Raw genomic sequence first — 26,984 nt, 5'->3', positions numbered from 1 at the left:
TCTTCGGGTGCGGTCACTGGATCACCTTCCATTGGCGGTCAGAGAGGTACTGGGTGAGCTCCTCGCTCCGGCCCGGCAGCACGGAGATCTCCACCATGCCCACCTGGTGGCCGGACGAGTGGTCCATGCGCAGGTCCTCGAGGTTGACGCCGGCCTCGCCGACGTCGGCGAGGAGCCGGGCGATCTGGCCGGGCCGATCGTCCACGATCACCGTGACGACGGCGAACGCGCGCGGCGGCGAGCCGTGCTTGCCGGGGATGCGCGCCTGCCCGGCATTGCCCTCCTCCATCAGCTTCGCCAGATCCAGCAGCGCCCCCTCGGCGCCGGGGTCCTCCAGGGTGGCGATGAGCCGGTTGAGGTCCTCGCGGAGCCCGTGGAGGATCTTCACGACCTCCGGGGCGTTGTGGCTGAGGATCTGGATCCACAGCCGCGGATCGGACGCAGCGATGCGCGTGGTGTCCCGCAGGCCGTTGCCGGCCAGCGACAGCGCGTGCGCCGGGGCGTTCATGAGCCGCGAGGCCAGCAGGGAGGAGGCGATCTGCGGGAAGTGGGAGACCAGTGCGACGGCGGCGTCGTGCTCCGCCGCGTCCATCCGCACCACCGTGGCGCCCAGGTCCGCGCCGAGGTCCGCCGCCGTGCGCACGGCCGCCGGGCTGGCGTCCGCGTGCGCGCAGACGACCCACGGCATGGCCGTGAAGAGCTCGCCCCGCGCGGCGGCCGGCCCGGACTTCTCCCGGCCGGCCATCGGGTGCGTGCCCACGTACCGGGAGAGGTCCTCGGGTGCGATCTCGCCGGCGTCGGCCGCCTGCCGCAGGGCGGCGAGGATGCTGGCCTTCACGGAGGCGATGTCCACGACGGTCGCCTCCGGGTAGGTGCGCAGCGCATCGGCGACGACGGCGGCCGCGACGTCCGGCGGCGCCGCGACGACCACTAGCTGCGGCTGGAGCGCGGCGACGTCGTGCTCTCCCCCGCCGAGGATGCGCCCGGCGCCGATGTCCTGGGCGATGGCCTCCGCGGTGGGCGACGGATCGGACAGCAGGACGTCCACGCCCTGGCGGCTGAGGCCGAGGCCCACGCTGGCGCCGAGCAGGCCGGTGCCAAGGATCAGCACGGGCCCGTGCAGGTGCGTCTCCGTCATGGTGTCCTTCCGTCGTCGTGGTGAAGCATGCGCCCCGTGCAGGGACGCGATGCGCTGGGTTCCGGTCCGCCGCTACATGCCCACAGAGGCGAGCAGGTGCCCGACCTCCTGCGGGCCGAGCGCGCGCACGGTCCCCTGCTTCTGGTCGCCCAGGCGCAGCGGCCCCATCTCCAGGCGTACCAGGCGCTTGACGGGGAAGCCGACCGCGTCGAACAGGCGACGGACGATCCGGTTGCGGCCCGAGTGCAGGACCACCTCGATCAGGACCTTGCCGGGGGCGGAGTCCACGAGCTTGAACGAGTCGACGTTCGCGAAGCCGTCCTCCAGGCGGAGGCCCTTCTTCATCTCCGCGCCGACGCCGTGCGGCAGCGGCCCGTTGACCTGCACCAGGTACTTCTTCGGCACCTCGTAGGAGGGGTGCGTCAGGCGGTTGGCGAGCTCGCCGTCGTTCGTCAGGACCAGCAGGCCCTCGGTGTTCACGTCGAGCCGGCCGACGTGGAAGAGGCGCTCGTCGCGGTTCTTGACGAAGTCGGAGATGCACTTGCGGCCCTCCGGGTCGTCCATGGTGGAGACCACGCCGCGGGGCTTGTTGAAGACGTAGTACTTCAGTTCCTCGTTGGTCTGCACGCGCATGCCGTCCACGTGGACGGCGTCCCGGGTGGGGTCCACGCGGACGCCGAGCTCGGTGACGACCTCGCCGTTGACCTCCACGCGGCCCTCCTCGATGAGCTCCTCGCTCACGCGGCGGGAGGCGACGCCGGCGTTGGCGAGGACCTTCTGCAGGCGCACGCCCTCGCCCGACGACTCGGTGCTGGCCGGGCGGGAGACGGGGCCGCGCTGCTTGCGGTCCACGGCGCCGAGCTGGCGGCCGAACCGCTCGCCCGCGAACGCCTTGGTGGGCTTGGTGCCGCTCTTGCGGGGCTGCGGCTTGCCGCCGCGCGCGTCCGGCTTGCCGGTGGACTTGCCGAACTTGGCGCCCGCCTTCGGGCCGCCCCGGCCCGCACCCGGCTTGCCGGCGCCGGACTTACCGGCTCCCGGCTTGCCTGCACCCGATTTGGGCGCGCCGAACTTGGAGCCCTCGTACCGGTCGCCGTTGTACTTCGACCCGTCGGTCCGCGAGGACCCGGGACGCTGCCCGCCCGAGCGGGGGGCGCCGGAGCGGGGTCCGCCCGACGACGGGCCTCCCGTGCGCGGTGCGCCCTTGCCGGAGGGCTGGCCGCCCCGGCCCGGGGCTCCGCTGTTCCGGCCGGGGGCGCCGCTGTTCCTGCCGCCGGCGGCGGGCTTCTTGCCGCGGCCGGAGCCTGACGGTGTCTGCTTCATGCTGTGTCCTTACATCGACTCACCGGTCGGCCGCTCGGCGGCGCCGGTTCGTCTCTCTCGTCTCGTGTGGTCGGCGGGCGCATCCCGCAACGCTGGCGGTGGTGCGCGGTGCGTGCGCGGGGCACGCCGGAAAGTCAGAATTCGCCGTCGAGCCCGTCGAGTTCATCGACGCCCGGGAGGTGCGGCGACAGCTTCGGCAGTTCTGAAATACTGCCCAGTCCCAATCTTTCCAGAAAATACGACGTCGTCCGATACAGGAGGGCGCCCGAAGTCGGGTCCGTGCCCGCCTCCTCGACGAGTCCCCGCAGGGTGAGCGTCCGCATCACGGAGTCGACGTTGACCCCGCGGATGGCCGCTATCCGCCCGCGAGTAACCGGTTGACGATACGCGACAACGGCCAGAGTTTCAAGCGCCGCCTGCGTCAGCCGGGCCGTCTGGCCGTCCACCACGAACCGGGAGACAAAGGGAGCAAAGTCACGTCGGGAGTAGTACCGCCAGCCCCCGCCGATCTCCCGCAGCTCGTATCCGTGCCCCTCGGTGGCCTCGGCGATCGCCTCCAGCTCCGTCTCCACCTCGGCGGCGGAGACGCCGAACACGCGGGCCAGCTGGGCCGCCGGCACCGCCTCGTCCACCACCATCAGCACGGCCTCGAGCCCGGCCCGCAGCCCGCCGGGCAACTCCTCGACGTCGACCCCGGTGTCCGGGCTCGCCGCCGACCGCGCCGTCGATGCCGGCGCACTGGTCGATGCCCGCGCGCCCGTCGATGCCTGCGTGCTCATGATTCCTCCGTCTCCTCGTCCTGCGTGGCCGCGGCTTCCTTCTCAGCGGGACCCGGCCCCACGTCGTCGTACTCCTCCTGCAGCCGGTCGGCGCTCCAGGTCTCCTCGTCGCCGGTCCAGCGGACTTGCAGGTCGCCGAGCGGGTCGGCCTGGTCGAAGTCCACCACCTTGTCCCGGTACATCTCCAGCAGCGCCAGGAAGCGGGCCACCACCATCAGCGTCGAGTCGGCGTCCGCGGTGAGCTCGGCGAAGCTGAGGCTGGAGCCCGCCCCGTCTGCGGCCTCGAAGGCGGCGCGCAGCAGCTCGGCGATCACGGCCGCCTGCTCGCGGACGCTGACAGCCGGGGCGTGCAGGTGCCCCAGGCCCACCTCGGTGGCGGGCATGGGCTTGGGCGCCAGGGCCTTCTCGGCGATCGCGGCGAAATCGGCGATCCCGGTCTTCCAGACCAGCTCCGGCAGCAGCGCGGCGAACTCCGGCTCCAGCGAGACCTGGCGCGGGTAGCGGCCGCCCTCGCTGACGTACCGGCGGTTGATCTCCGCGGCGACGGCCTTGAAGGCCTTGTACTGCAGGAGCCGGGCGAAGAGCAGGTCGCGGGCCTCCAGCAGGGCGATGTCCTCCTCCGACTCCACCTCGCCGGAGGGGACCAGGCGGGCGGCCTTGAGGTCCAGCAGGGTCGCGGCGACCACCAGGAACTGCGTGGTCTCGTCCAGGGCCTTGTTCCCGACCCGGGTGCGCAGCTCCTTGATGTAGGCGATGAACTCGTCCGTCACGGCCGCCAGGGCGATCTCGGTGATGTCCAGCTCGCGCTTGCCGATCAGGTTCAGCAGGACCTCGAACGGCCCGCTGAAGTGCTCCAGCGTCACGGCGAAGCCGGCGGGGGCGTCCTCCCCCGCCGGCTTCGCCGACTCCGCTGCGCTCACTTCGCTCATCGCGCGGGCGCCCCCTGCCGTCCCCGGTCCGCGGCCGCGGGCGGCGGGGGCCCCCCGCGGGCGATGAGCTCCTTGGCGAGGTTGCGGTAGGCCTCGGCGCCGGGGTGGTTGCCGGCGTAGCTGGTGATCGGCTCGGCGGCCACGTTGGCGTCGGCGAACTTGATGGTGCGCTTGATGACGGTCTCGAAGACCTTGTCCCCGAACGCCTCCAGCAGCCGGCCCACCACCTCGCGGCTGTGCAGCGTCCGCGCGTCGTACATGGTCGCCAGCACGCCGTCGATGGACAGGCCGGGGTTCAGGCGGTCCTGGACCTTCTCGATGGTCTCCACCAGCAGGGCGACGGCGCGCAGCGCGAAGAACTCGGCGGTCAGCGGGATGATCACGCCGTGCGCTGCGGTCAGCGCGTTGACGGTCAGCAGGCCCAGGGACGGCTGGCAGTCGATCAGGATGACGTCGTAGTCGTCCTGGACCTTGCGCAGCGCCAGCGCCAGGACCTGCTCGCGGGCTACCTCGTTGACCAGCTGCACCTCGGCGGCGGAGAGGTCGATGTTGGCCGGCAGCAGGTCGATGTTCTCCACACCGGTCTCGATCAGGGCGTCGGCGATCTCCGTCTTGCGGTCCATCAGGACGTTGTAGACGGTGACGTCGAGATCGTGCGGCTGGATGCCGAACCCGGCCGAGAGCGCGCCCTGGGGGTCGAAGTCCACCAGCAGGACCTTGCGGCCGTACTCGGCGAGCGCGGCGGCCATATTGATGGTGGACGTGGTCTTGCCGACCCCGCCCTTCTGGTTCACCATGGCGATGATGCGCGCCGGACCGTGCACGCTCAGCGGCTCCGGCTCCGGGAAGTGGGTCAGCGGACGCCCCGTGGGCCCCAGGACTGGAGGCTCGTTCAGCAGCCCAGCGCGGGGACGGGTTCCCTTAGTCTCACTCACGGTTGCAACCACTTCTTCCGTCGTCGTGTGTCTAACTCGTTCAAGGCTAACGCTCCGCCGCCCGGCCGCGACGCCTTCCGTTCACCGGCGAGCCTTTACCTTGAAGCTGAGGTGAAAGGTTCCGGACGACGGTTCGAGTTTGCCGGCGGGCTTGGACTCGGCGACCGCCCGTGGAAGCGTGGACCGCACTATGGACACCTCACGGCATGTATCGCTCGAAGAACTCGGCCACGCACTGGCCATCGCCGGCCGGCTCATCGACGGCGTCGCGCCGGGGCAATGGTCGGCCTCCACACCCTGCACCGAGTGGACGGTGCGCGAGCTGGTCTCGCACGTAGTCGGCATAAACTTGGTCTTCGGTGCTGCGCTCTCCGATCGACAGCCACCGCAGCGCGGCACCGACGTCTTGAACGGGGACCCCTCGGGCGCCTACGCGGATTCTGCCCGCCGGTTACTCGCTGCCTGCAGCGCTCCAGGCGTGCTCGAACGGAGCTTCCCCGGCCCCCTGGGCGCGGCTACCGGGGCCGAGCGGCTGGAAATCCGACAGTACGATCTGCTGGCCCATGTGTGGGACCTGTCCCGGGCTACCGGTCAACCCCTCGGCCCCGATCCGCTGCTGGAGTCGCTGGCCGCGCACAGCCTGCGGTTCGCACGTGCCCAGCTGGCCGACGTCCCGCGCGCAGGGCGCTTCGCCCCCGAGCAGGCGGCCGGTGACGGCGCGACAGCCCTGGACCGGCTGGCTGCGTTCTTGGGACGGCCCGTGACATCTGATGCGGAGCACTGATCCGCGGGCCTGGGGCAATTGAAGCGCGGGCATGCCCTGAGAAGGGGCGACCCCCGCTCGATATCTGACGTGACCGGGGCGCGCTGGCCCTCCTGCGCGGCATCGGGGCATAGAAGAGCCGCCACCTCCAGAGCGGACTCGGAGGCGGCGGCTCATCCAGGCCGGAGCGGGGTCAGTGGCCGACCGTCTCCATGATCGCCTCGTCGAACGGGCGGCGCCCGGAGAGGACCTCCTCGGTCTGCGCCCGGTCCAGCTCGCCGGTCCACTTGCCGATCAGGAGCGTGGCCACGGCGTTGCCGGTGAAGTTGGTCAGCGCGCGGGCCTCGGACATGAACTTGTCGATGCCCACGATCACGCCCATGCCGTCCAGCAGGTCCGGACGGTGCGCCTGCAGGCCGGCGGCCAGGGTCGCCAGGCCGGCGCCGGTGACGCCGGCGGCGCCCTTGGACGCGATGATCATGAACACCAGCAGGCCGATCTGCTCGCCGAGGTTCATGGGCATGCCCATGGCCGTGGAGACGAAGAGGGCCGCCATGGTCAGGTAGATGGCCGTGCCGTCCAGGTTGAAGGAGTAGCCGGTGGGGACGGTGATGCCGACGACCGGCTTGGAGACGCCGGCGTGCTCCATCTTGGCGATGAGCCGCGGCAGCGCGGACTCGGAGGACGAGGTGGAGAAGATCAGCAGGTACTCGCGCGCCAGGTACTTCAGCAGCTTGAAGATGCTGATGCCCGTGACCAGCTTCAGCAGTCCGCCGAGGACCACCACGATGAACAGCGCGCACGTGGCGTAGAACGCGCCCATGAGGATGGCCATGGAGCCGATGGCGGCCCAGCCGGTGGCTCCGACGACCGCGGCGATCGCGCCGAATGCGCCGATCGGGGCGACCCACATGATCATCATCATGAGCCGGAACACCACGGCCTGGAGGTGGCGGATCGCCCGCAGCACGGGGGCGCCGGACTCGCCCATCTGCTGCAGGGCGAAGCCGACCAGGAGCGCCAGCACCAGGGTGGGCAGCACCGGGATGTCGCCCGGGATCATGCCGAGCAGGAAGTCCACCGTGTGGTTCTCCTCGCCGCCGGCGGCGGCCTCGTACGGCTGCAGCTCCAGCCCCTCGCCGGGGTGGATGACGTTGCCGACCACCAGGCCGAGGGCGAGGGCGAACGTGGACACGACCATGAAGTAGCCCAGGGCCAGGCCGCCGACCTTGCCGACGGTCGCGGCCTGGGCGATCGAGCCGACGCCCAGGACGATGGTGCAGAAGATCACCGGGGCGATGATCATCTTGATCAGCGCGATGAACATGGTCCCGAGCGGCTTGAGGTCCTGGCCGACCTCGGGGGCGATCAGGCCCACGGTGGCGCCGAGCACGACGGCGGCGATCACCATGATGTAGAGCCAGTGGGTGCGATCCTTCTTCCGCGGCGGCGCCGGCTGGGCCGGGCGCTCGTCGACGGCCGTGTTCGCAGCAGTCATCTATCCTCCTAGGATGGTCCCGCGCCGGGAGGGGGCTCGTCGTCGAGCCCCGGGGGCGCCGGAAGTGTTCACCACCCATCGTGGGAGACGTGTCGCAGAACACACTCCTTGAGTTCATACTGTTCACGTGCGCGACCGGAAGGGGCACGGCATGAGCCTGGCGCGGCGCCTCTTCCTCTGGCAGCTGGCCGTCGTCGTCGTGCTCTCGGCGCTGCTGGCCGGCGTCAGCTACGACAACACACGGGACCGGATGCGGGAGGAGACCGCAGCGCGGGTGCAGAGCATCTCCGCGACGCTGGCGAACGACCCGTTCGTCGCCGGACACCTCGCCGGCGCGGACCCCTCCGCCCGGCTCCAGCCCTACACCGCGAAGCTGCTGGAGGAGGCCGACGTCGACTTCGTGACGATCATGATGCCGGACGGCACGCGGGTGACGCACCCGGATCCGGCCGAGATCGGCCACCCATACCTGGGGAGCATCGAACAGGCCCGGGCGGGCCGGCCCCACGTGGAGGAGTACGCCGGGACGCTGGGACCCTCCGTCCGGGCGATCAGCCCGGTCTTCGTCACCGCAGCCCCGGCGCCGGGCGGGGGCGACGGCGCCGCCCCGGACGCCGCCGACCCCGGGGCCGCAGATCCTGCCGTGGGGCGCTCGGAGCTGGTGGGCCTGGTCGCCGTCGGGGTCACCTCGCGCCGCCTGGACGTCGCGCTGGCCTCGGACATCCCGGCGATCGGCCTCGTCGCCGGGCTGGCCCTCGGCATCGGCGGGATCGGGTCCTACGCGATCGCCGGCTACGTCCGCCGGGCCACGCTGGACCTCGGCCCCGAGCAGCTGCGCCGCCTGTTCGACTACTACGACTCGGCGCTGCACTCCCTGCGGGAGGGGCTCCTGCTCACTGACGCGAGGGGCCGGCTGGTGCTCTACAACGACCGGGCGGCGCAGCTGCTCGGCCTCTCCCCCGTGGACCCGCGGCACCTCCGCCCCGTGGACGACGCCGGCCTGCCGGAGCCGGTCGCCCGCCTCATCGCGGACGGGCGCCCCGCCGAGGACGAGGTCCACCTCGCCCACGGGCGCATCCTGATCCTCAACCAGCACTCCGGCGAGCGCGGCGGCATCGTCACCACCGTGCAGGACCACACCGACCTGCAGTCCCTGGCCGGCGAGCTCGAGTCCATGCGGACGCTCGCCGACGCGCTGCGCGCCCAGACGCACGAGCACGCCAACCGCCTGCACACGGTCGCCTCGCTCATCGAGCTGGGGCGCACCGACGAGGCGCTGCGGTTCGCCGTCGAGGACCGCCAGGCCTCCCAGCAGCTCACGGACGACGTCGTGCGCTCCCTCGACGAGCCGTACCTGTCCGCGCTCCTGGTCGGCAAGGCCGCGCAGGCGCACGAGCGGGGCCTCCAGCTGACGCTCACCGCGTCCGGCGAGCTGCCGCCGGACTCCCTCGACGCACGGGACCTGGTGACCATCACGGGCAACCTGCTGGACAACGCGTTCGACGCCGCGGCCGAGAGCGAGGAGCGCCGGGTGTGGGCCGACTTCGCGGCGACGGGCGACGAGCTGCTCATCACGGTGGCCGACTCCGGGCCGGGCCTCGACGAGGAGCTCATCGAGGAGTTCCTGCGCTTCGGCGCCTCCTCGAAGATCCCGGCCGGTCCGGCCGCCGCGCACGGCTCCGGCGCCCCGCGCGGCGTCGGCCTGGCCCTGGTGCGGCAGGCGGTCCTGCGCCTCGGCGGGACCCTGCAGATCGAGAACGACGGCGGCGCGATCTTCACCGCGACGCTGCCCCTGCGCGGGAGGGCCGCATGAGCGCGCGGGAGGCCGGCCGGCCCTGGCGCGTCCTGGTGATCGACGACGAGCCGATCATGGCCGCGGCCCACGCCGACTTCGTGGCCCGGGTCCCGGGGTTCGAGTGCGTGGCCGTCGCCGGCAGCGGCCAGGAGGGCCTGCGGGAGCTGGACGCGCAGTCCGCGGCCGGGACGCCCGTGGACCTGGTGCTGCTGGACATGAACCTGCCGGATCTGCACGGGCTGGACGTGGCCCGGCGGATCCGCGGCCGCGGGAGCACCGTGGACATCATCGCCATCACGGCCGTCCGCGACCTCGCGGTGGTGCGGACGGCGGTCTCCGCGGGCATCACGCAGTACCTGATCAAGCCCTTCACGTTCGCCATGTTCGCAGCGAAGCTCGAGGGCTTCGACCGCTTCCACTCCTCGCTCACGGCCGGGGCGGCCACGCAGGACAGCATCGACAGCGCGTTCGCCGCGCTCCGGCCGCAGACGTCCGCGGCGCTGCCGAAGGGGCTCATCCGGGAGACGCTGGAGCAGATCGCCGACCTGCTCCAGTCGGATGCCGCGGCCGGCCGCGGGTCCCGCTCGGCGACTGAAGTGGCCGAGGCCCTGGACATGTCCCGGGTGACGGCCCGCCGGTACCTGGAGCATCTCTCCGCGTCCGGGCAGGCCGGCCGCCGGCCCCGGCACGGGACCCGAGGCCGCCCCGAGTTCGAGTACGCCTGGGCCGCCGCGGACTGATCCCGCGCCCCGGCGGGGCGTGGACGCCCACCACCGCCTTCCGGCCCGACGCGTCGATTCTGTATACAGAAGGGCGCTCCACGCCGTGGGACCGGCGGCCTCAGGCAGGGCCTGCGCCCGCGCTCTGCGTGACGGGGCTCCCGCCTTCGCCTCGACATGTATACACTGGCGGCATGGGAGCACCGCAGCACGACGTCGCGAGCGGCCGGGCCAGCGACCGGGCCTACGCGGTGCTGCGCCGCGACATCGTCGAGTGGCGGCTCGAGCCCGGAACGGTCCTCGGCGAGGTCGAGCAGGCTGAGCGGATCGGCGTCTCCCGCACGCCGCTGCGCGAGGCCCTGGCCCGACTCGTGGCCGACGGGCTCGCGAGGCAGCAGCGCGGCCGCGGCGTCGTCGTCTCCGAGGTCTCCCTCGACCACCTGGACGACCTGTTCGAGCTGCGCAGGGCCCTCGAGACGACCGCCGCCCGCGCGGCGGCACGCGCCGCGGATCGCGGCCCCGAGGAGTTCGACGCCCTCGCCGGAGCCTTCCTGGCCGCCGCGGACTCCCCCGCCCCGGCACAGGACCTCGACCGGGTGCGGGAGCACTACTTCGAGCTCTCCGGCCGGCTCGACGCCCTGATCGACGGCGCCGCCGCCAACCCCTACCTGGCGCAGGCCCTCCGGCAGCTGCGCGTGCACCTCGAGCGGATCCGCCGGCTCGCCCGGGATGACCTGCCGCGCCTGCGTGCCTCGGCCCGCGAGCATGCCGCCATCGCCCGCGCCGTCGCCGCCGGGGAGCCCGACGTCGCCGCAGCGGCCACCGAGGTGCACCTCTTCCACAGCCTCGCGCACATCGCCGCCACCGCCCAGCCCGCAGCCCCGCCTGCAGCGCCTCCCCCCGCCGTCCACGTCCCCGGGCAGCGGGCCGCACCCGCCTAGACCCGGCCTCCGGGTCCCGGCCTCCGGCTCCCCACCGCTCCCGGCGGCCCCGCTCACCGATCGTCCAGCTCTTCCGACCGAGAGGAACCCCCATGCAGATCCACGAAGTCCGCGTCTACCGGAGCGAGGAAAACCTCGCCCGCGAGGACCAGCTCGCCTACAAGATCGCGCGCGTCGCCGCCGACCCGGTGGAGGTCGCCCCGGACGTCGCGGACATGATCGTCAACCGCATCATCGACAACGCCTCCGTCGCCGTCGCGTCCCTGAACCGGGCCCCCATCGTGGCGGCGCGCGCGCAGGCGCTGGCCCACGCGCCGTCGTCGGGCGGCGCCGGCGCCCACGTCTTCGGCCTCGGCGAGCGCGTCTCCCCCGAGTGGGCCGCCTGGGCCAACGGCGTCGCCGTGCGCGAGCTCGACTACCACGACACGTTCCTCGCCGCCGACTACTCGCACCCGGGCGACAACATCCCGCCGATCCTCGCCGCCGCGCAGCACACCGGCGCCACGGGCCGCGACCTGGTGCGCGCCATCGCCACCGGGTACGAGATCCAGGTGAACCTCGTGAAGGCGATCTGCCTGCACCGGCACAAGATCGACCACGTGGCGCACCTCGGCCCGTCGGCCGCCGCCGGCCTGGGCACGCTCCTGGGGCTCGACGTGGAGACGATCTTCCAGGCCGTCGGCCAGGGACTGCATACGACGACGGCGACCCGCCAGTCCCGCAAGGGCGAGATCTCCACCTGGAAGGCCCACGCCCCCGCCTTCGCGGGGAAGATGGCGCTCGAGGCCGTGGACCGCGCCATGCGCGGGCAGACCTCGCCGGTCCCGATCTACGAGGGCGAGGACGGGGTCATCGCCTGGATGCTCGACGGGCCCGACGCCCGCTACGAGGTGCCGCTGCCGGAGCCGGGCGAGGCCAAGCGCGCCATCCTGGACACCTACACCAAGGAGCACTCGGCCGAGTACCAGGCGCAGGCCTGGATCGACCTGGCCCGCAAGCTGCACCGCGAGCACCCGGAGGCCACGGACCCGGCCAACGTCGCCAGCATCCTCATCCGCACCAGCCACCACACGCACTACGTGATCGGCTCCGGGGCCAACGACCCGCAGAAGTACAGCCCCACCGCCTCCCGCGAGACGCTGGACCACTCGATCCCCTACATCTTCGCCGTCGCCCTGCAGGACGGCGCCTGGCACCACGTGGACTCCTACGCCCCCGAGCGGGCGGCACGGCCGGACACCGTGGAGCTGTGGCACAAGGTCACCACGGAGGAGGACCCCGAGTGGACCCGGCGGTACCACTCGCTGGACATCTCCGAGAAGGCGTTCGGCGGCTCCGTGGAGATCACGCTGACTGACGGGAGCGTCCTGCGCGACGAGATCGCCGTCGCCGACGCGCACCCCCTCGGCGCGCGCCCCTTCGCCCGCGAACAGTACATCGCCAAGTTCCGCACGCTCGCCGAGGGCCTCGTCGCCGAGGCGGAGATCGAGCGGTTCCTCGCGGCCGTGCAGGACGTCGAGCGGCTCGGCGCCGGCGAGCTGGACCGGCTGAACCTCGTCGCGGCCGACGGCGTGATCGACCCGTCCGCCGGACCGAAGGGACTCTTCTGATGCTGTACTCGACCGTCACGCCCGAGCAGAAGCGCCGGACGCTGCGCGAACAGCTGGTCCCCGGCGCGGCCCGGCAGTTCCCCGGCGCGTTCAACCCGCTCTCGGCCCGCCTCATCGAGGACAAGGGGTACGACGGCGTCTACATCTCCGGGGCGGTCCTCGCCAACGATCTGGGCCTGCCGGACATCGGCCTCACCACGCTGACCGAGGTGGCCACCCGGGCCGGGCAGATCGCCCGCATGACGGACCTGCCGGCGATCGTCGACGCCGACACCGGCTTCGGCGAGCCGATGAACGTGGCCAGGACCGTGCAGGAGCTCGAGCACGCCGGGCTCGCCGGCTGCCACATCGAGGACCAGTTCAACCCCAAGCGGTGCGGGCACCTGGACGGGAAGAACGTCGTCGACCTGGACACCATGCTCAAGCGGGTCGCCGCGGCGGCGGACGCCCGGCGCGACCCGGACTTCCTCGTCATGGCGCGCACCGACGTCCGGGCCACGGACGGGCTGCAGACCGCCGTCGACCGGGCGCGGGCCCTGGTGGACGCGGGCGCGGACGCGATCTTCCCCGAGGCGATGCGCAGCCTCGAGGAGTTCGAGGCCGTCTGCCGGGCCGTGGATGTCCCCGTCCTGGCGAACATGACAGAATTCGGCAAGTCGGAGCTGTTCACGCGGAGCCAGCTGGCCGCGGTGGGCATCGCCGTCGTGATCTACCCCGTGACGCTGCTGCGGGCCGCGATGGGCGCGGCCGAGCGCGTCCTCGAGACCATCGCCGCCGACGGGTCCCAGACGGCCGCCGTCGAGCAGATGCAGACGCGCCAGCGGCTGTACGAGCTCGTGGACTACGAGGCGTACAACCGTTTCGACTCGTCCGTCTTCAACTTCCAGGTCCCCGGCCTGGACGCGGCGCCGGGTCCGCAGACCCCGCATCCACCGACCCAGCATCCTCACCCGTAAGAAGCACCCGGAAGGAAGAGGCATCATGACGGAGAACGAGATCAGCAAGGGCCTCGCCGGCGTCGTCGTCGACTACACGGCCGTCTCCAAGGTCAACCCGGACACCAACTCGCTGCTCTACCGCGGCTACCCGGTCCAGGACCTGGCCGCGCAGAAGAGCTTCGAGGAGGTCGCCCTCCTGCTCTGGAACGGCGAGCTGCCCTCGGCGCAGGAGCTGGAGGAGTTCGTCGCGTTCGAGCGCGCCCACCGCGCCCTGAACGCCGAGGTGAAGGCGGCGATCGACCTGCTGCCGACCACCTGCCACCCGATGGACGTGGGCCGCACCGCCGTCTCGGTGCTCGGCGCAATCCACCCGGACGCCGAGGACTCCTCCCCCGGGGTGGAGCTGGAGAAGGCCAAGTCGCTGTTCGCGAAGTTCCCGGCCGTCGTGGCGTACGACCAGCGCCGGCGGCGCGGCCAGGACGTCGTGGAGCCGTGCGAGGACCTGGACTACGCGGAGAACTTCCTCTGGATGACGTTCGGTGAGGAGCCGGTCGCCGAGGTCGTGGACGCCTTCCGCGTCTCGATGGTGCTCTACGCCGAGCACTCGTTCAACGCGTCGACGTTCACCGCGCGCGTGATCACGTCCACGCTGGCGGACCTGCACTCGGCCGTCACGGGCGCGATCGGTGCGTTGAAGGGCCCGCTCCACGGCGGGGCCAACGAGGCCGTCATGCACACCTTCGACGAGATCGGCGTCCGCTCCGACGAGAGCCGCGAGGAGGCCGCCGCGCGGGCGAAGGAGTGGATGGAGCGGGCGCTGGCCGAGAAGCAGAAGGTCATGGGCTTCGGCCACCGTGTCTACAAGCACGGCGACTCCCGCGTGCCGACCATGAAGGCGGCGCTGGAGGCGATGGTGGCGCACTACGGCCGAGCCGAGCTGATGGGCCTCTACGACGGGCTCGAGCAGGCGATGGACGAGGCGAAGGGCATCAAGCCGAACCTGGACTACCCGGCCGGCCCGACGTACCACCTCATGGGGTTCGACACCGAGATGTTCACGCCGCTGTTCATCGCCTCCCGGATCACCGGATGGACCGCGCACATCATGGAGCAGCGCGCCGCGAATGCCCTCATCCGGCCGCTGGCCGCCTACAACGGGCCGGAGCAGCGCGAGCTGTAGGCGACGCCGGCCCGGTGGGCCGGTCAGTCCGCCGGATCGAGGACGGTGGCGGTGTACTCCGCCACCGTCTCGTTGTCCGCGGCCAGGACCACGCGGACCCGGGTCACGCCGTCCCCGGCCGGGGCGACGACGTCGGGCAGCCAGCGCGCCGAGTCCTGCCACATGCTCTCGGCCGGCAGGGCGTCGAGCCGGTGCCAGACCGGCCTCAGCTCGTCGGTCTCCACGGGCTCGCCGGTGACGACGGCGGCGCCGCCGGCGGTCCGGGCGCCGGCCGCCACCCGGAAGACGGTGCAGTCCATGTCCGCGGCGGGCTGGTTGGGGAAGACGAAGTCGATCCGGGCGACCTCGCGCACGCTCGAGAGCGCCGCGGCGGAGACCTCCAGGCCGGTCTCCTCGGCGAGTTCGCGCACGGCGGCCTCGACCGGGCTCTCCCCGGGCTCGATCTTGCCGCCGGGCAGGACGGTCTTCCCGGCGGCGAAGCCGCGGAGCTTGACGCCAAGCAGGACCGCGGGCGCGCCGTCGTCCTCGGTCCGGACCACAGCGCAGAGAACCACGCGCGTGGGGCCGCTCATGTGGCCCTCGGGTGGGCGGTCGCGTAGATCTCCCGCAGCGTCTCCGCGGTGACCATGGTGTACACCTGCGTGGTCGTCACAGACGCGTGGCCGAGCAGCTCCTGGACCACGCGGACGTCGGCGCCGCCCTCGAGCAGGTGGGTCGCGAAGGAGTGGCGCAGCGTGTGCGGGGAGACGTCGGCGGAGATGCCGGCCCGCTCGGCCGCGGTCTTGAGCAGCGTCCACGCGGACTGGCGGGTCAGCCGGCCGCCCCGCAGGTTCAGGAACAGGGCCGGGGTGCCGCGGCCCTTCGTCACGAGCAGGGGGCGGGCCCGGACCAGATACGCCTGCAGGGCGCGGGCGGCGTAGGAGCCGACGGGGACGATCCGTTCCTTGGAGCCCTTGCCGAACAGTCGCACGACGGCGGGGCCATCCGCCTCCCCGGCCCCCTCGGCGATGGAGTGCAGGTCGTCGACGTCCAACCCCACGGCCTCGCTGATGCGCGCGCCCGTGGAGTACAGGAACTCGAGCAGCGCCCGGTCCCGCAGCCCGGCGGGCGTGTCCGCGGGCACGGCGTCGATCATCGCGGCGACGTCGGCGACGCTGATCGCCTTCGGCAGGCGCGATCCGGTGGCCGGCGGTTTCAGGTCGGCGGCCGTGTTGTCGGCGGTGATGCCCTCCAGCGCCCAGAACTTGTGCAGTCCGCGGACGGCGACGATCGTCCGCGCCGCGGAGCGAGCGGTCAGGGGTGCGCCGCCGTCGCTGCCGTCCCGGAGGTCCTGTGCGAAGTCGGAGAGCAACCGCGGGCTCGCGTCGCGGGCATCCGCGACGCCGCGCCCGGACAGGAACCGCGTGTACCGGCCGATGTCCCGCCGGTAGGCGGCGACCGTGTTCGGCGCCATGCCGCGCTCGATCGTCAGGTGCTGGAAGTAGGCGGTGACCTGGCGGTCGAGGGCGGTCGCGGGTGCCGGGGCATCCCCGCGGGAGGCGTCAGCGGCGGGCCCGCGGACGGGCGCGGCGTCGGGGGCCGTCATGGGCGCAGGCGCGGGTGCTCGTCCCACGGTGCGTCGGCCGGACGCAGGCCGGCGAAGCCCGTGGCGGACGCCGCCTGGGCGGCGAGGATCCCGACGACGGCCGAGGGGTTGTGCAGGCGGCCCGACAGGACCAGGCCCACGGCCTCGTCGAGCGGGACCCAGGCGCTCTCCATGTCGGCCTCCTCGTCGGTGCGCACGTGCCGCTCGTGGTCGGGGACCTTATGCAGTCCCCGGGCTAGGAAGACCCGCTGCGCCTCGGAGGAGTAGCCGGGGGTGTTGAAGAAGTCGGTGAGGACGTGCCACGTCTCGGCGGCCAGATCCGCCTCCTCGGCGAGCTCGCGCTTGGCGGCGTCGAGCGCCGGCTCGCCGGCGACGTCGAGGAGCCCGGCGGGGATCTCCCAGAGGCGCATCCCGACGGGGTGCCGGTACTGGCGCTGGAGCAGGACCCGCTGCTGGTCGTCGAGGACCACGATGCTCACGGCGCCGGTGTGGTCGATGAAGTCCCGGACCAGCGGAGCGTCGCTATGCGGGAAGGCGAAGCTCTCCGTGACGACGTTCCAGATCCGTCCGGTGTAGACGGTCTCGGACGACAACGGCACGCAGGGGTCCACCGCGTCCTGCAGAGTCCTGCTGGACTCGACGCCGTGGTCCCGCTGCGCGCCGTCGCTCCGGGGCATGGCTACCGGGCGGCCTTCTGGTGGTTCAGGGCCGCCTCGATCAGACCGGCGAAGAGCGGGTGCGGGCGCGTGGGGCGCGAGCTGAGCTCCGGGTGGGCCTGGGTCGACACGTAGTACGGGTGGACGTCGGCGGGGAGCTCGACGAACTCGACGAGCTCGTTGTCCGGGGATGTCCCCGAGAAGACGAGGCCGTGCTCCTCCAGCTGCTTGCGGTAGCCGTTGTTGACCTCGTAGCGGTGCCGGTGACGCTCGGAGACCCGGGTCCGGCCGTACGTGCCGGCCACCACGGAGCCCTCCGCGAGCCGGGCCTCGTAGAGGCCCAGGCGCATGGTGCCGCCGAGGTCGCCCTTGCCGTCGACGATGTCGAGCTGCTCCGCCATGGTCGCGATGACCGGCGTCGTGGTCTCCGGGTCGAACTCCGTGGACGAGGCGTCGGCGAGGCCGACGACGTTGCGGGAGTACTCGATGACCATCGACTGCAGGCCGAGGCAGAGGCCGAGGGTCGGCAGCTTGCGCTCGCGGGCGAACTTCAGGGCGCCGAGCTTGCCCTCGAGTCCGCGGATGCCGAAGCCGCCGGGCACGCAGATCGCGTCGACGCCGGCGAGGGCCTTCGCGGCGCCTTCCTCGGTGCTGCACTCGTCCGAGGGAACCCAGCGGATCCGCACCTTCGTCTGGTTGGCGAAGCCGCCGGCGCGCAGCGCCTCGGTGACGGAGAGGTACGCGTCGGGCAGGTCGATGTACTTGCCGACCAGCGCGACCTCGACCTCGTCCTTGGGGTGGTGGACCGCGTCGAGGACCTTCTGCCACTCGGTCCAGTCGACGTCCTTGAACTTCAGCCCGAGCGACTGGACGATGTACGCGTCCAGGCCCTGCTCGTGGATGATGACCGGGATGTCGTAGATGCTCGGGGCGTCCGCGCAGTTGATGACGGCCTCGGGGTCGACGTCGCAGGTGCGGGCGAGCTTCTCGCGCATGTCGTCCGGGATCTGCCGGTCGGAGCGGATGACGAGGCTCTCCGGCTGGATGCCGATCGAGCGCAGGGCGGCCACGGAGTGCTGCGTCGGCTTGGTCTTCAGTTCCTGCGACGGGCCGATGTACGGGACCAGGGACACGTGCACGAAGAAGGCGTTGCTGCGGCCGATGTCCTGGCGGACCTGGCGGGCCGACTCGAGGAACGGCTGCGACTCGATGTCGCCGACGGTGCCGCCGATCTCGGTGATGATCACGTCGGGGGCATCGGGCCCCTCGGCGGGCAAGCGCATGCGGCGCTTGATCTCATCGGTGATGTGCGGGATGACCTGCACCGTGTCGCCGAGGTAGTCGCCGCGGCGCTCCTTCTCGATCACAGTCGAGTACACCTGGCCGGTCGTCACGTTCGACATCCCGGAGAGGTTCTCGTCCAGGAAGCGCTCGTAGTGCCCGAGATCCAGATCGGTCTCGGCACCGTCGTCGGTCACGAAGACCTCGCCGTGCTGGAAGGGGTTCATCGTGCCCGGATCGACATTCAGATACGGGTCGAGCTTCTGCATCGTGACCGACAGGCCACGCGCTCGGAGAAGATGGCCGAGGCTGGAAGCCGTCAGTCCCTTCCCGAGCGAAGACGCCACACCACCGGTGACGAAGATCTGCTTTGTCGTTTCGGACCGGGACTCACGGGAAAAAATACGCTGCACCACGGAATTCTAGCCTACCATTCTCTGCCACCACGTGGACTTCTCGGTCTCCTCCAATGGCCGGTCAGGCCATCACGGAGACATGATCTCGGGCGGTTCTCAACAGCTCCTCGGCGTGGGCCTGCGCCGTGTCTGACTCCTCCTGACCGGCCAGCATCCGCGCCAGTTCGCGCACTCGCTCGTTCTCGTCCAGCAGGACCACGTCGCTCTGAGTGACACCGCCCTCGGGGTCGCCGGCGGCGCCCGAGTTCTTGATCACTCTGATGTGGCGGTCCGCGTAGGCGGCCACCTGCGGCAGGTGGGTGACCACGATGACCTGCACGTGCCGCGCCAGCATCGCCAGCCGCCGCCCGATCTCGACGGCCGCCTTGCCGCCCACGCCGGCGTCGACCTCGTCGAAGACGAACGTCGGCACGGGGTCGACGGCGGCCAGGACCACCTCGATGGCCAGCATCACGCGGGAGAGCTCGCCGCCGGATGCTCCCTTGCCGAGGGGACGGGGCGAGGATCCGGAGTGCGGCTGCAGGAGCATGTGGATCTCGTCCTGGCCGTAGCGGCCGAGCTCACCGGTGGGGCGGACCTCGGTGGTGAACAGCGCGTCCGGCATCGCGAGCGCGGCGAGCTCGGCGGTGACGCGCTCGGCGAGGTCCGCGGCGGCCCTCCGGCGCAGTTCGCTGAGCGTCTCCGCTCGGTCGCGCAGCCGCTCCTCGAGCTCCTCCTTCTCGGCGGTGAGCGCGTCGATCCGGCCGGAGTCGTCCTGGAGTTCCTCGAGCCGCTCCCGGCTCGCCTGCGTCCACTCCAGGACCTCGTCGATGGTCGGCGCGTACTTGCGGATCAGTCGGCCCAGGTCGGCGCGACGCGCCTCCAGCTCGGCCAGCCGCTCTGGGCCTTCGGTGTCCAGGCCCGTGGCGTAGCTCGCGACCTCGGTGGACAGGTCGGAGACGAGGTAGTTGATCTCGGTGAGCCGTTCGGCGAGCGCCTTGAGCTCGGCGTCGTCGTCCTGCACTCCCTCGAGGGCGCTCTTGGCGGCGGCGATCAGCCCGAGGGCGTTGTACTCCTCGCTGAACTCGCTGCCGGCGAGGGCCGTCTGCGCTGTCATCGCGGCCGTGCGGAGCCCCTCGATGTTGGCCAGCTTGGTGGCCTCGGCCTTGAGCTGCTCGTCCTCGCCGGGCTCCGGGGCCACGGCATCGATCTCCTCGAGCGCGGCCTGCAGGCCCTCGGCCTCCCGCAGCCGCTCGCGGGCCGCGCCCACGAGCTCGTCCAGCTCAGCCGTGACGGAGCGCCAACGGCGGTAGTCGTTCCCGTACTCCTCCAGGAGCGCCGTCAGCTCCGGGCCGGCGAACTTGTCCAGCGCCTGGCGCTGCGCGGTCGCGCCCGTGAGCCGCAGCTGGTCGCTCTGCCCGTGGACGGCGACGAGGTCGCTGCCGAGCTCCCCGAGCAGACCCACCGGTGCGGCGCGGCCCCCGACGGCGGCCTTGCTGCGTCCGGCCGCGCTGAGGAAGCGCGCGATGATCAGGTCCGATCCCTCGTCGTCGTGCTCCACGAGGGCGCCGGCCTCCTCGGCGCGCTCGACGACCGGGCTGCCCGGCGGCAGACGCAGACTGGCCTCGGCCACGGCCTGCCCGGCGCCGTGGCGCACGGCACCGGCGTCGGCGCGGCGCCCGAGCAGCAGCCCCAGAGCGGTGATGACCATGGTCTTTCCGGCGCCGGTCTCGCCGGTGACCACGGTGAGGCCCGGTCCCAGGGGCAGCGTGGCCTCGCCGATCACACCGAGGTCGTTGATGCGGATTTCCTCGATCATGCCTTGCCCTCCGTCCCCTGCTTGCGCCGCGGCTCCACGACCTCGACTCCGTGCGCGACGATCGGCAGCGCGGTGGACACCGGGTCGATCTCCGGGTGGTGGACCGGCCCGCGCCAGCCCGCCGTCGGCAGTTCGAACTTTCGCACGAGGCGCTCACTGAATGGCGTCTGGTTCACGCGTGCGAGCCGCACCGGGGTGGCCGAGCGAGTCACCTCGACGCGGGACCCGGGCGGGAGGTTGATGCTCCGCCGCCCGTCGCACCAGAGGACCGCCTGCGCGTCGGTGCGGGCGAGGATCTCGACGGCGATCTCCGACGTCGGGGCGACCACGAGCGGCTTGGCGAAGAGCGCATGGGCGCTGATCGGGGCCATGATGAGCGCGTCCAGCTCCGGCCAGACCACCGGTCCCCCGGCGGAGAACGCGTAGGCGGTGGACCCGGTGGGCGTCGCCAGCACCATGCCGTCGCAGCCGAAGGTGCTGATCGGGCGCGCGTCGACCTCCATGACGATCTCGATCATGCGCTCGCGGTCGGCCTTCTCGACGGCGGCCTCGTTCAGGGCCCACGTCTGCGCGACGCGCCGGTTGCCGAACCAGACGTTGACGTCGATGGCCATGCGCTCCTCGACCGTGTAGTCGCGGTCGACGACCCACCGGACCGTCTGCCTCAGGTCGGAGCGGTCACTCTCGGCGAGGAAGCCCACGTGGCCGAGGTTCACACCCAGTAGCGGCACCTGCGAGCCGCGGACCAGCTCGGCCGAGCGCAGCATCGTGCCGTCGCCGCCGAGCACCATGGCGAGGTCGACCTCCTGCAGGGTCGAGTCCTCGCCGAGCGAGAGGACCTCCGGCATCGGGTGCGGCAGCGCCTGCGTCAGCTCCGCCAGCTCCTCGGGCAGCATGACGGGCATCAGCCCCGCGTCGCGCAGCGTGACGCAGGTGTCGAACGTCGCCCGCAACGCGTCGGACCGCCCGGTGTGAGCCAGGACGAGAATCCGTCGCATACATTCCTTCCGTGTTGCCGCTCGTGGGTCGGTCACGCGTCACCGGCCGCGATCGCGTCGGCCCTCGGGGACGGCCGCGTGCGGCACTGCGTCAAGAATAGTCAACCTCGTCGATCAGCGTACCCGCGGCGCGGGCCTGTGGACGGGCGGTTCCCGGCCGGCCCAGCCAGAGGAAGAACTCGACGTTGCCATCCTGCCCCGGCAGGGGGCTGCGCGCCATCCCGTGGCACTCCAGGCCCGCGTCCTCGGCGGCCTCGGCGACCTTGAGGACGGCGGACCGGCGCTGCGCCGGGCCCGTGACGACGCCGGTGCGGGCCAGGGCCTCCTTGCCCACCTCGAACTGCGGTTTGACCATGAGCACGAGGTCTCCGCCCGGGCGCGTCACCGCGGCCAGCGGCCCGAGGACGAGCGTGAGCGAGATGAAGGAGAGGTCGGCGACCACGAGGTCCACCTGACCGCCGATGTCCGCCGGGTCGAGGTGCCGGACATTCATCCCCTCGTGGACGTGGACGCGGGGGTCCTGCCGCAGCTCGGGGACGATCTGGTCGTGGCCGACGTCGACCGCCTCCACCTCGCGGGCGCCCCGGCGGAGCAGGACGTCCGTGAAGCCGCCGGTGGATGCGCCGGCGTCCAGGCACCGCCGACCCTCGACGACGACGTCGGGGTACCGGTCCAGTGCACCGGCGAGCTTGTGGCCGGCGCGGCTGACGTACTCGTCGCCGTCGGGCTCGCTCACCCGGAGGACGGTGCCGTCGGCGACCTTGAGCGAGGCCTTCCCGGCGGGGCGCCCGTCGGCGGTGACCCGGTCAGCTGCGATCAGGGAGGCCGCGTGGGTGCGCGAGCGCGCCAGGCCCCGGGCCACGAGCTCCTGGTCGAGACGGGTCACTAGGCACTCTCCCCGGCCGGGCCACCGGCCTCGGCGTCCGGGTCTTCGGCGTCGTGGGTCAGGCCGCTGCCCTCGGCCACCCGGCGGAGGGCACTGCGGTGGTCCTGCTCGGATCCGTCGAGTGCGGACTGCAGGGCGGCGTGGGCCTGCTCGTACTCGGCCAGGTGCTCGTCCAGCGGCAGGTCCGGCACCCCGGCGAGGCCGTCGATCACCCGGTCGACGGCGTCGTGTCCGGTGGTCTCGGGCGCGGGCGTCGTCTCGTCGCTCATCGCGGGTCCTCTCCGTCGACTCGGATGGCCTCGGGTGCGGCGGCCGCCTCCGGGTGGAGGCGCCACCAGAGCGCGCAGGCCGCCCGCCAGGCGTCGACGCTGTCGCTGCTGAGGGACAGTGTCGCGCCGTCCAGCTCGGCCCGCTCGTCCCCGCAGGAGACGGCCTCGCCGCCGTCGTCGTCCCTGCTGGGGTAGGGCCGGTAGAGGTCGCCGAGGGTCGCGAGCAAATAGTCGGGTCGCTGGTCCGGCTCGGCGGCCAGGATGGTGCGCACAGTGTCGATCCCGGTCAGGACCGCGGCCGTGGCGAAGCCCGCGCGGTTGCCGCCGAGGATGTCGGTGTCGAGCCGGTCCCCCACCACCAGGGGGCGTTCGGCGCCGAGCCGGCCGGCGGCGTGGTGGAAGAGGTAGGGCTCGGGTTTGCCGGCGACGGCAGGCGTCGCGCCGGTGGCGAACGCGACGGCGTTGACGAGCGCGCCGTTGCCGGGCGCGATCCCCTCGGCTCGTGGGATCGTGAAGTCCGTGTTGGTGGCGACCCAGTCCGCGCCGGCGTTGATGGCGTACGACGCCTCGGCGAGGTCCGCCCAACCGAGCGTCGGATCGAAGCCCTGCACGACGGCGTCGGGCCGCTCCCGGTGATCGCTCACCGGGACGAGGCCGCGGTCCTCGACGCAGGACCGCAGGTACTCGCTGCCCGTGATCAGGACCTTGGCGCCCGCCTCGAGACGGTCGGCGAGGAGCTCGGCCGCCGCATCGGCGGAACCGAAGACGGACTCCGCCGACGCCGGGGCGCCGAGCCGCCGGATGTGATCGGCGACAGCCGTCGGCGACCTAGAGGCGTTGTTGGTGATGTAGCCGAGGCTGACACCCTCCTCCTCGAGACGGCCGAGGGCGTCGGCAGCGCCGTCGATAGGCTCCTCGCCCGCATAGACGACGCCGTCGAGATCCGCCAGCAGTGCGTCGAACCGATCCAGCAGCACGGCTACTCCGACTTGTCGGACGATTCGTCGGAGCCGTCGTCAGCGTCAGCGTCAGCCTCGTCGGCGTCGTCGGAGTCAGCGTCGTCGTCGGCCTCGTCGGCCTCGTCGTCGGAGTCAGCGTCGTCGTCGGCCTCGTCGGCCTCGTCGTCGGAGTCAGCGTCGTCGGCCTCGTCAGCGTCAGCGGTGGACGAGTCGACGACCTGGAGGCCGTCCTCCTCGTCAATGCCCTCCTCGCCCTTCGAGTCGGCGGGGTGGCCCTCGCCGGCACTCTGCCCGTCGGACGGCAGGATGTCCTTGACCCTCGGCTTCGGCTCGTCCTCGTCGTCCTCCCCCAGATCCATGATCTCGGGGTCGGCGTAATCGCCCAAGCCGAGCGCGCGCTCGGCGATGACGACACGCGAGTACCACTTCTCCGCCTCGCCGTGGCGGCCCAGCTCCTCGAGCGCCTCGGCGTAGACAGTGAACAGCCGAGGGCTGAACGAGTAGGCACGGTTGATGTCCAGCTGCGGGATCTCCAGCTCCGCGAGGGCCGCCTGATGGTTCCCCAAGTCGGCCTGCGCGCCGGAGGCAACGATCGCCATTTCGACCTTGAGCGGCGTGTCCAGGTTCTCGGCGTCCTCGGAGCGGGCCAACTCGAGGGCCTTCTCCGGACGGCCGAGGCCACGTTCGCAGTCGGCCATCATGGGCAGATGGACGTTGGAGCCGCTGATCCGACGGAAGGTGCGGAATTCGCGCAGGGCGTCGGCGAACTGACCCGCGGCGTAGGCGGTGAGGCCCACGGCCTCACGGACGACGGCGATACGACCACCGCGTCGGCTGGCTGCAAGTGCGTGCTCGTAGGCGAGCTCCGGCTCCAGATCGACCAGGCGCCCTGCCATGACCAGGTGCTTGGCGACCCAGGTGCCGTTGGGGTCCTCAAGGTAGCGCAGCTCCGCGCGGGCAGCGCGGTCGAGTTCCTTGCCCGTGACGTCGTCGTCGATCTCCGGGGACCGGGGACGGTCGGCACGGTTGGAGCTGCGGAGGTCGCCACGCTTCGGGTTGAAGGAGCTCTGATCGCGGTTGGGCCGGTCGGAGCGTTCTGCACCGCCGCCGGGACGGCGGTCGTCGCGCTGACCGCCGTCGTCCCGGCGCGGACGGGAGCCCGCGGGCTTGTCGCCCTTCCACGGGGGCTTGCCTCCGCGCGCTGGGCCGCGCCCGCCGTCGGCGTCGCGCTTCACGTACCCGCCCTCGCGGCGCGGACGCTCGTCACGGTTGCCGTAGCCACCGCGTTGCTCCCCGTCACGCTTCTGGTAGCCACCCTCGCGGCGCGGACGCTCGTCACGGTTGCCGTAGCCACCGCGCTGCTCACCGTCACGCTTCTGGTAGCCACCCTCGCGGCGCGGACGCTCGTCACGGTTGCCGTAGCCACCGCGCTGCTCACCGTCACGCTTCTGGTAACCGTCTTCACGGCGGGGACGGTCTTCACGGTTGCCCTGGTTGCCGTAGCCACCGCGCTGCTCCCCGTCACGCTTCTGGTAGCCACCCTCGCGGCGCGGACGCTCGTCACGGTTGCCGTAGCCACCGCGCTGCTCACCGTCACGCTTCTGGTAGCCGCCTTCACCGCGGGGGCGGTCGTCGCGGTTGCCGTAGCCACTGCGCTGCCCATCCCGGTCTCCGCGAGGTGCGTTGCCCCGGCCGCCGTCACCGGAAGTGCGGCTACCGCCACCGTTGTACGGCCGCGCCCCGCCTGCACGATTACGCTGACCGCCTTGCGAGCGGTTGGAGTTAGCGCCTTCCGGACGGTCGGCACCGGACGTGCGACGGTCATCAGCCACGTGGCCGTTCCTCTCATTGGGTTTTCCCTCTATCCGCCGTCCCCTCGAATCGGGTCACGACGGTGAACATCAAGATGCAAGTCTACTGGAGGCCGCCAAACGGGGGCCTCCCTCGGGGCGATCTGGCCTATCGGTCCGCTCACAACCGGGTCTCGCACAGTCATCGTGACCGGGGGTGATGTGCCCGAACGTTCCCGGCCAGGAGCTCGCTGATTCAACCGGTTGAGGGAGGAATCTGCGCTTCCTCCGCTGGGTATCTCTTGCAGTCGGGACAGCGCGTGACGAGATCATGAGTGCACCCGACGACGTGCTCGAGGAACTTCTCTGCATCTGCCAGCTGCGCCCGCTGTGAGCGGATCGATTGCAGCCTTCTCTCGATGATCTCGGCACGGCCCTCCTCGTCGCGGTGGAGGACAAGGCGTATCTCGGCAAGGCTCATTCCAACGCTCTGGCAGGCCCGTACGATGCCGAGACGCCGGATATGTTCCTCGGTATAGACCCGCTGGCCCGATGCGGCTCGGTCTGGAACGACCACACCCACATCGTCCCAGTGCCGCAGGACATGGATGTCGACGCCGACTCGTCTGGCAGCTTCCCCGATCCGCAATAGCGCGCGCCCTCTCCGCTTGACCTCAGGTCGACCTGAGGTTTTACCGTCGATCCATGCTGACATGCGAACCGCTGCTGCCGGAACCAAGCCGTGTGATGATCGACGGGACCGCCGTTGCGACGCGGGTACTGGAGCCCACTCACCCCGCAGGGGGCGAACTCGTCCTGTGTCACGGCACGCCGTGGTCTTCTCGGATCTGGGCCGGCGTCGCGCGCGAGCTAAGCATCGACTACCGAGTATTCCTCTGGGACATGCCGGGCTACGGCGAGTCGGAGAAGGGGCCGAAGGTGGCGACCGATCTCGCCACGCAGGCGGAGCGGCTCGCCGCTCTGGTACGGATGTGGGGCATCGAGAGGCCGCATGTGGTTGCACATGATATCGGCGGTGCGGTGGCTCTACGAGCCCACCTGCTGCACGGAGTCGAGTACGCAGGCTTGTCCCTGTGGGATGCCGTCACTCACGCTAGACCCATGGGGGTCGCCATTCTTCCGTCTCGTGGCAGAGAACGCCGACGTGTTCGCCCAACTTCCTTCGCATCTCCATGCCGCGCTGGTCAGGGAATACATCGCCGGGGCTGTCTCGGCGAGCCTGTCCCCTCAGGACATCGATGTGCTGGCCTCACCCTGGCTGGACTCGTCCGGGCAGACGGCGTTCTACCAGCAGATCGCCTCGCTCAAATCCGCCGATACTCGTCCAGTCGCCGGGATCCTGGCCACGACGCGCTGCCCATCCCATATCGGTTGGGGCCGAGACGATCCCTGGATCCCAGTGCAGCAGACCTACGAACTTCAGTCCAAGCTCGCCGGCGATCCGGAAGTCGTCGTCCTCGATGGCGTCGGGCATCTATCGCCCTACGAGGATCCGCCCGGGGTGACCGCAGCCCTGCGCGAATGGCTCACGCGATCGCGGCAGAGCCCCGGCGGTTCGTAGGCTGCGGGGATGGCACTCACCGAGGCCGGAGGATTCAGGAGCGGCCCTGTTCTGCGGTGGTTGGGTGGTTAAACAGGTCAGGCCCCCGCATTTCTGCGGGGGCCTGAGCTGTAATGGTTGTCCGGCGGCGACCTACTCTCCCACACCCTCCCGAGTGCAGTACCATCGGCGCTGTGGGTCTTAGCTTCCGGGTTCGGTATGGGACCGGGCGTTTCCCCC

General features: G+C 71.5%; 26 protein-coding genes and 1 rRNA gene. 9 read left to right on the top strand and 18 right to left on the bottom strand.

Features of this window, described 5'->3' with window-relative positions; translation table 11 throughout:
• Nucleotides 1–13: 13 nt before the first annotated feature.
• The 5 genes from RIN46_RS12220 to RIN46_RS12200 all read right to left on the bottom strand — a co-directional run bounded on the left by RIN46_RS12220 (nt 14) and on the right by RIN46_RS12200 (nt 5,101).
• Nucleotides 14–1,138, bottom strand: coding sequence for a prephenate dehydrogenase (locus RIN46_RS12220; protein WP_309082012.1), 1,125 nt, complete (start codon nt 1,136–1,138; stop codon nt 14–16).
• A gap of 72 nt (nt 1,139–1,210) precedes the next feature.
• The gene (locus RIN46_RS12215; RefSeq protein ID WP_309082011.1) at nt 1,211–2,458 is read right to left on the bottom strand and encodes a pseudouridine synthase; all 1,248 of its coding nucleotides are present in this window, start codon (nt 2,456–2,458) and stop codon (nt 1,211–1,213) included.
• Nucleotides 2,459–2,592: 134 nt separating this feature from the next.
• Nucleotides 2,593–3,237, bottom strand: coding sequence for an SMC-Scp complex subunit ScpB (gene scpB, locus RIN46_RS12210; protein WP_309082010.1), 645 nt, complete (start codon nt 3,235–3,237; stop codon nt 2,593–2,595).
• Nucleotides 3,234–4,166 carry a segregation/condensation protein A gene (locus RIN46_RS12205; protein WP_309082009.1) on the bottom strand — a complete coding sequence of 311 codons (933 nt, stop codon included), beginning with the start codon at nt 4,164–4,166 and terminating at the stop codon, nt 3,234–3,236. The genes scpB and RIN46_RS12205 overlap by 4 nt, the downstream gene beginning before the upstream one ends.
• Nucleotides 4,163–5,101, bottom strand: coding sequence for a ParA family protein (locus tag RIN46_RS12200; RefSeq protein ID WP_309109469.1), 939 nt, complete (start codon nt 5,099–5,101; stop codon nt 4,163–4,165). Before RIN46_RS12200 ends, RIN46_RS12205 begins: the two co-directional genes overlap by 4 nt.
• Nucleotides 5,102–5,291: 190 nt before the next feature.
• On the opposite strand from RIN46_RS12200, the gene RIN46_RS12195 reads away from it, so the two are divergent.
• Nucleotides 5,292–5,885 (top strand): TIGR03086 family metal-binding protein, encoded by a 594-nt coding sequence (locus RIN46_RS12195; protein WP_309082007.1) that lies wholly within the window; start codon nt 5,292–5,294, stop codon nt 5,883–5,885.
• Between the two features lie 172 nt (nt 5,886–6,057).
• Here the strand turns inward: RIN46_RS12195 and RIN46_RS12190 are convergent, their stop codons facing one another.
• Nucleotides 6,058–7,362, bottom strand: a complete 1,305-nt coding sequence (locus RIN46_RS12190) for a cation:dicarboxylate symporter family transporter (protein WP_309082006.1) — start codon at nt 7,360–7,362, stop codon at nt 6,058–6,060.
• 127 nt (nt 7,363–7,489) lie between these two features.
• Between RIN46_RS12190 and RIN46_RS12185 the strand changes: the two genes are divergently transcribed.
• The 6 genes from RIN46_RS12185 to RIN46_RS12160 all read left to right on the top strand — a co-directional run bounded on the left by RIN46_RS12185 (nt 7,490) and on the right by RIN46_RS12160 (nt 14,545).
• Entirely contained in the window at nt 7,490–9,175 is a 1,686-nt protein-coding gene (locus tag RIN46_RS12185; RefSeq protein WP_309082005.1) for a sensor histidine kinase, read from the top strand.
• Nucleotides 9,172–9,897, top strand: a complete 726-nt coding sequence (locus RIN46_RS12180) for a response regulator (RefSeq protein WP_309082004.1) — start codon at nt 9,172–9,174, stop codon at nt 9,895–9,897. The genes RIN46_RS12185 and RIN46_RS12180 overlap by 4 nt, the downstream gene beginning before the upstream one ends.
• A gap of 173 nt (nt 9,898–10,070) precedes the next feature.
• Nucleotides 10,071–10,817, top strand: coding sequence for a GntR family transcriptional regulator (locus tag RIN46_RS12175; protein WP_309082003.1), 747 nt, complete (start codon nt 10,071–10,073; stop codon nt 10,815–10,817).
• Nucleotides 10,818–10,909: 92 nt separating this feature from the next.
• Nucleotides 10,910–12,427 carry an MmgE/PrpD family protein gene (locus RIN46_RS12170; protein ID WP_309082002.1) on the top strand — a complete coding sequence of 506 codons (1,518 nt, stop codon included), beginning with the start codon at nt 10,910–10,912 and terminating at the stop codon, nt 12,425–12,427.
• Nucleotides 12,427–13,383: a methylisocitrate lyase gene (prpB, locus tag RIN46_RS12165; RefSeq protein WP_309082001.1), complete on the top strand. Its 957-nt coding sequence runs from the start codon at nt 12,427–12,429 to the stop codon at nt 13,381–13,383. The genes RIN46_RS12170 and prpB overlap by 1 nt, the downstream gene beginning before the upstream one ends.
• A gap of 25 nt (nt 13,384–13,408) precedes the next feature.
• Complete coding sequence (locus tag RIN46_RS12160) at nt 13,409–14,545, top strand: bifunctional 2-methylcitrate synthase/citrate synthase (protein WP_309082000.1); 1,137 nt, start codon at nt 13,409–13,411, stop codon at nt 14,543–14,545.
• A 23-nt stretch (nt 14,546–14,568) separates the two neighbouring features.
• On the opposite strand, the gene RIN46_RS12155 is transcribed toward RIN46_RS12160, so the two are convergent.
• The 10 genes from RIN46_RS12155 to RIN46_RS12110 form a co-directional block, all read right to left on the bottom strand.
• Complete coding sequence (locus RIN46_RS12155; protein WP_309081999.1) at nt 14,569–15,117, bottom strand: NUDIX domain-containing protein; 549 nt, start codon at nt 15,115–15,117, stop codon at nt 14,569–14,571.
• Nucleotides 15,114–16,130, bottom strand: coding sequence for a site-specific tyrosine recombinase XerD (gene xerD, locus RIN46_RS12150; RefSeq protein ID WP_309081998.1), 1,017 nt, complete (start codon nt 16,128–16,130; stop codon nt 15,114–15,116). Before xerD ends, RIN46_RS12155 begins: the two co-directional genes overlap by 4 nt.
• Nucleotides 16,127–16,807, bottom strand: a complete 681-nt coding sequence (locus RIN46_RS12145) for an NUDIX hydrolase (RefSeq protein WP_309081997.1) — start codon at nt 16,805–16,807, stop codon at nt 16,127–16,129. Before RIN46_RS12145 ends, xerD begins: the two co-directional genes overlap by 4 nt.
• Nucleotides 16,808–16,809: 2 nt before the next feature.
• Nucleotides 16,810–18,483: a CTP synthase gene (locus RIN46_RS12140; protein ID WP_309081996.1), complete on the bottom strand. Its 1,674-nt coding sequence runs from the start codon at nt 18,481–18,483 to the stop codon at nt 16,810–16,812.
• A 61-nt stretch (nt 18,484–18,544) separates the two neighbouring features.
• Nucleotides 18,545–20,281 (bottom strand): DNA repair protein RecN, encoded by a 1,737-nt coding sequence (recN, locus tag RIN46_RS12135; RefSeq protein WP_309081995.1) that lies wholly within the window; start codon nt 20,279–20,281, stop codon nt 18,545–18,547.
• Nucleotides 20,278–21,279 (bottom strand): NAD kinase, encoded by a 1,002-nt coding sequence (locus RIN46_RS12130; protein WP_309081994.1) that lies wholly within the window; start codon nt 21,277–21,279, stop codon nt 20,278–20,280. The genes recN and RIN46_RS12130 overlap by 4 nt, the downstream gene beginning before the upstream one ends.
• Before the next feature lie 91 nt (nt 21,280–21,370).
• The gene (locus tag RIN46_RS12125; RefSeq protein WP_309081993.1) at nt 21,371–22,165 is read right to left on the bottom strand and encodes a TlyA family RNA methyltransferase; all 795 of its coding nucleotides are present in this window, start codon (nt 22,163–22,165) and stop codon (nt 21,371–21,373) included.
• Nucleotides 22,165–22,434: a hypothetical protein gene (locus RIN46_RS12120; RefSeq protein ID WP_309081992.1), complete on the bottom strand. Its 270-nt coding sequence runs from the start codon at nt 22,432–22,434 to the stop codon at nt 22,165–22,167. Before RIN46_RS12120 ends, RIN46_RS12125 begins: the two co-directional genes overlap by 1 nt.
• Entirely contained in the window at nt 22,431–23,411 is a 981-nt protein-coding gene (locus tag RIN46_RS12115; protein WP_309081991.1) for an HAD-IIA family hydrolase, read from the bottom strand. Before RIN46_RS12115 ends, RIN46_RS12120 begins: the two co-directional genes overlap by 4 nt.
• Before the next feature lie 2 nt (nt 23,412–23,413).
• Nucleotides 23,414–24,628 (bottom strand): hypothetical protein, encoded by a 1,215-nt coding sequence (locus RIN46_RS12110; protein ID WP_309081990.1) that lies wholly within the window; start codon nt 24,626–24,628, stop codon nt 23,414–23,416.
• A gap of 51 nt (nt 24,629–24,679) precedes the next feature.
• Here RIN46_RS12110 and RIN46_RS12105 point away from each other — a divergent pair, with 51 nt between their 5' ends.
• Nucleotides 24,680–25,291 carry a hypothetical protein gene (locus tag RIN46_RS12105; RefSeq protein ID WP_309109468.1) on the top strand — a complete coding sequence of 204 codons (612 nt, stop codon included), beginning with the start codon at nt 24,680–24,682 and terminating at the stop codon, nt 25,289–25,291.
• A gap of 148 nt (nt 25,292–25,439) precedes the next feature.
• Here the strand turns inward: RIN46_RS12105 and RIN46_RS14355 are convergent, their stop codons facing one another.
• Nucleotides 25,440–25,898, bottom strand: coding sequence for a MerR family transcriptional regulator (locus tag RIN46_RS14355; protein ID WP_375141892.1), 459 nt, complete (start codon nt 25,896–25,898; stop codon nt 25,440–25,442).
• On the opposite strand from RIN46_RS14355, the gene RIN46_RS14350 reads away from it, so the two are divergent.
• The gene (locus tag RIN46_RS14350) at nt 25,889–26,872 is read left to right on the top strand and encodes an alpha/beta fold hydrolase (RefSeq protein ID WP_375141891.1); all 984 of its coding nucleotides are present in this window, start codon (nt 25,889–25,891) and stop codon (nt 26,870–26,872) included. The two genes, RIN46_RS14355 and RIN46_RS14350, sit on opposite strands and share 10 nt — an antisense overlap.
• 12 nt (nt 26,873–26,884) lie before the next feature.
• Here the strand turns inward: RIN46_RS14350 and rrf are convergent.
• Nucleotides 26,885–26,984, bottom strand: a 5S ribosomal RNA gene (gene rrf, locus RIN46_RS12085); the annotation flags it as partial.

It is taken from the genome of Zhihengliuella sp., from assembly GCF_031178195.1.
Lineage (GTDB): Bacteria > Actinomycetota > Actinomycetes > Actinomycetales > Micrococcaceae > Zhihengliuella.
The sequence above is the reverse complement of the archived record's forward strand: the minus strand, read 5'-3'. Positions and strand labels throughout refer to the sequence as shown.

Excerpts from the sequence above, each read along its gene's own strand:
- RIN46_RS12220 (WP_309082012.1), bottom strand. The coding sequence starts at position 1,138 with ATGACGGAGACGCACCTGCACGGGCCCGTGCTGATCCTTGGCACCGGC.
- RIN46_RS12215 (WP_309082011.1), bottom strand. The coding sequence starts at position 2,458 with ATGAAGCAGACACCGTCAGGCTCCGGCCGCGGCAAGAAGCCCGCCGCC.
- scpB (WP_309082010.1), bottom strand. The coding sequence starts at position 3,237 with ATGAGCACGCAGGCATCGACGGGCGCGCGGGCATCGACCAGTGCGCCG.
- RIN46_RS12205 (WP_309082009.1), bottom strand. The coding sequence starts at position 4,166 with ATGAGCGAAGTGAGCGCAGCGGAGTCGGCGAAGCCGGCGGGGGAGGAC.
- RIN46_RS12195 (WP_309082007.1), top strand. The coding sequence starts at position 5,292 with ATGGACACCTCACGGCATGTATCGCTCGAAGAACTCGGCCACGCACTG.
- RIN46_RS12190 (WP_309082006.1), bottom strand. The coding sequence starts at position 7,362 with ATGACTGCTGCGAACACGGCCGTCGACGAGCGCCCGGCCCAGCCGGCG.
- RIN46_RS12180 (WP_309082004.1), top strand. The coding sequence starts at position 9,172 with ATGAGCGCGCGGGAGGCCGGCCGGCCCTGGCGCGTCCTGGTGATCGAC.
- RIN46_RS12175 (WP_309082003.1), top strand. The coding sequence starts at position 10,071 with ATGGGAGCACCGCAGCACGACGTCGCGAGCGGCCGGGCCAGCGACCGG.
- RIN46_RS12170 (WP_309082002.1), top strand. The coding sequence starts at position 10,910 with ATGCAGATCCACGAAGTCCGCGTCTACCGGAGCGAGGAAAACCTCGCC.
- prpB (WP_309082001.1), top strand. The coding sequence starts at position 12,427 with ATGCTGTACTCGACCGTCACGCCCGAGCAGAAGCGCCGGACGCTGCGC.
- RIN46_RS12160 (WP_309082000.1), top strand. The coding sequence starts at position 13,409 with ATGACGGAGAACGAGATCAGCAAGGGCCTCGCCGGCGTCGTCGTCGAC.
- RIN46_RS12155 (WP_309081999.1), bottom strand. The coding sequence starts at position 15,117 with ATGAGCGGCCCCACGCGCGTGGTTCTCTGCGCTGTGGTCCGGACCGAG.
- xerD (WP_309081998.1), bottom strand. The coding sequence starts at position 16,130 with ATGACGGCCCCCGACGCCGCGCCCGTCCGCGGGCCCGCCGCTGACGCC.
- RIN46_RS12145 (WP_309081997.1), bottom strand. The coding sequence starts at position 16,807 with ATGCCCCGGAGCGACGGCGCGCAGCGGGACCACGGCGTCGAGTCCAGC.
- recN (WP_309081995.1), bottom strand. The coding sequence starts at position 20,281 with ATGATCGAGGAAATCCGCATCAACGACCTCGGTGTGATCGGCGAGGCC.
- RIN46_RS12130 (WP_309081994.1), bottom strand. The coding sequence starts at position 21,279 with ATGCGACGGATTCTCGTCCTGGCTCACACCGGGCGGTCCGACGCGTTG.
- RIN46_RS12120 (WP_309081992.1), bottom strand. The coding sequence starts at position 22,434 with ATGAGCGACGAGACGACGCCCGCGCCCGAGACCACCGGACACGACGCC.
- RIN46_RS14350 (WP_375141891.1), top strand. The coding sequence starts at position 25,889 with ATGCTGACATGCGAACCGCTGCTGCCGGAACCAAGCCGTGTGATGATC.
- RIN46_RS14355 (WP_375141892.1), bottom strand. The coding sequence starts at position 25,898 with ATGTCAGCATGGATCGACGGTAAAACCTCAGGTCGACCTGAGGTCAAG.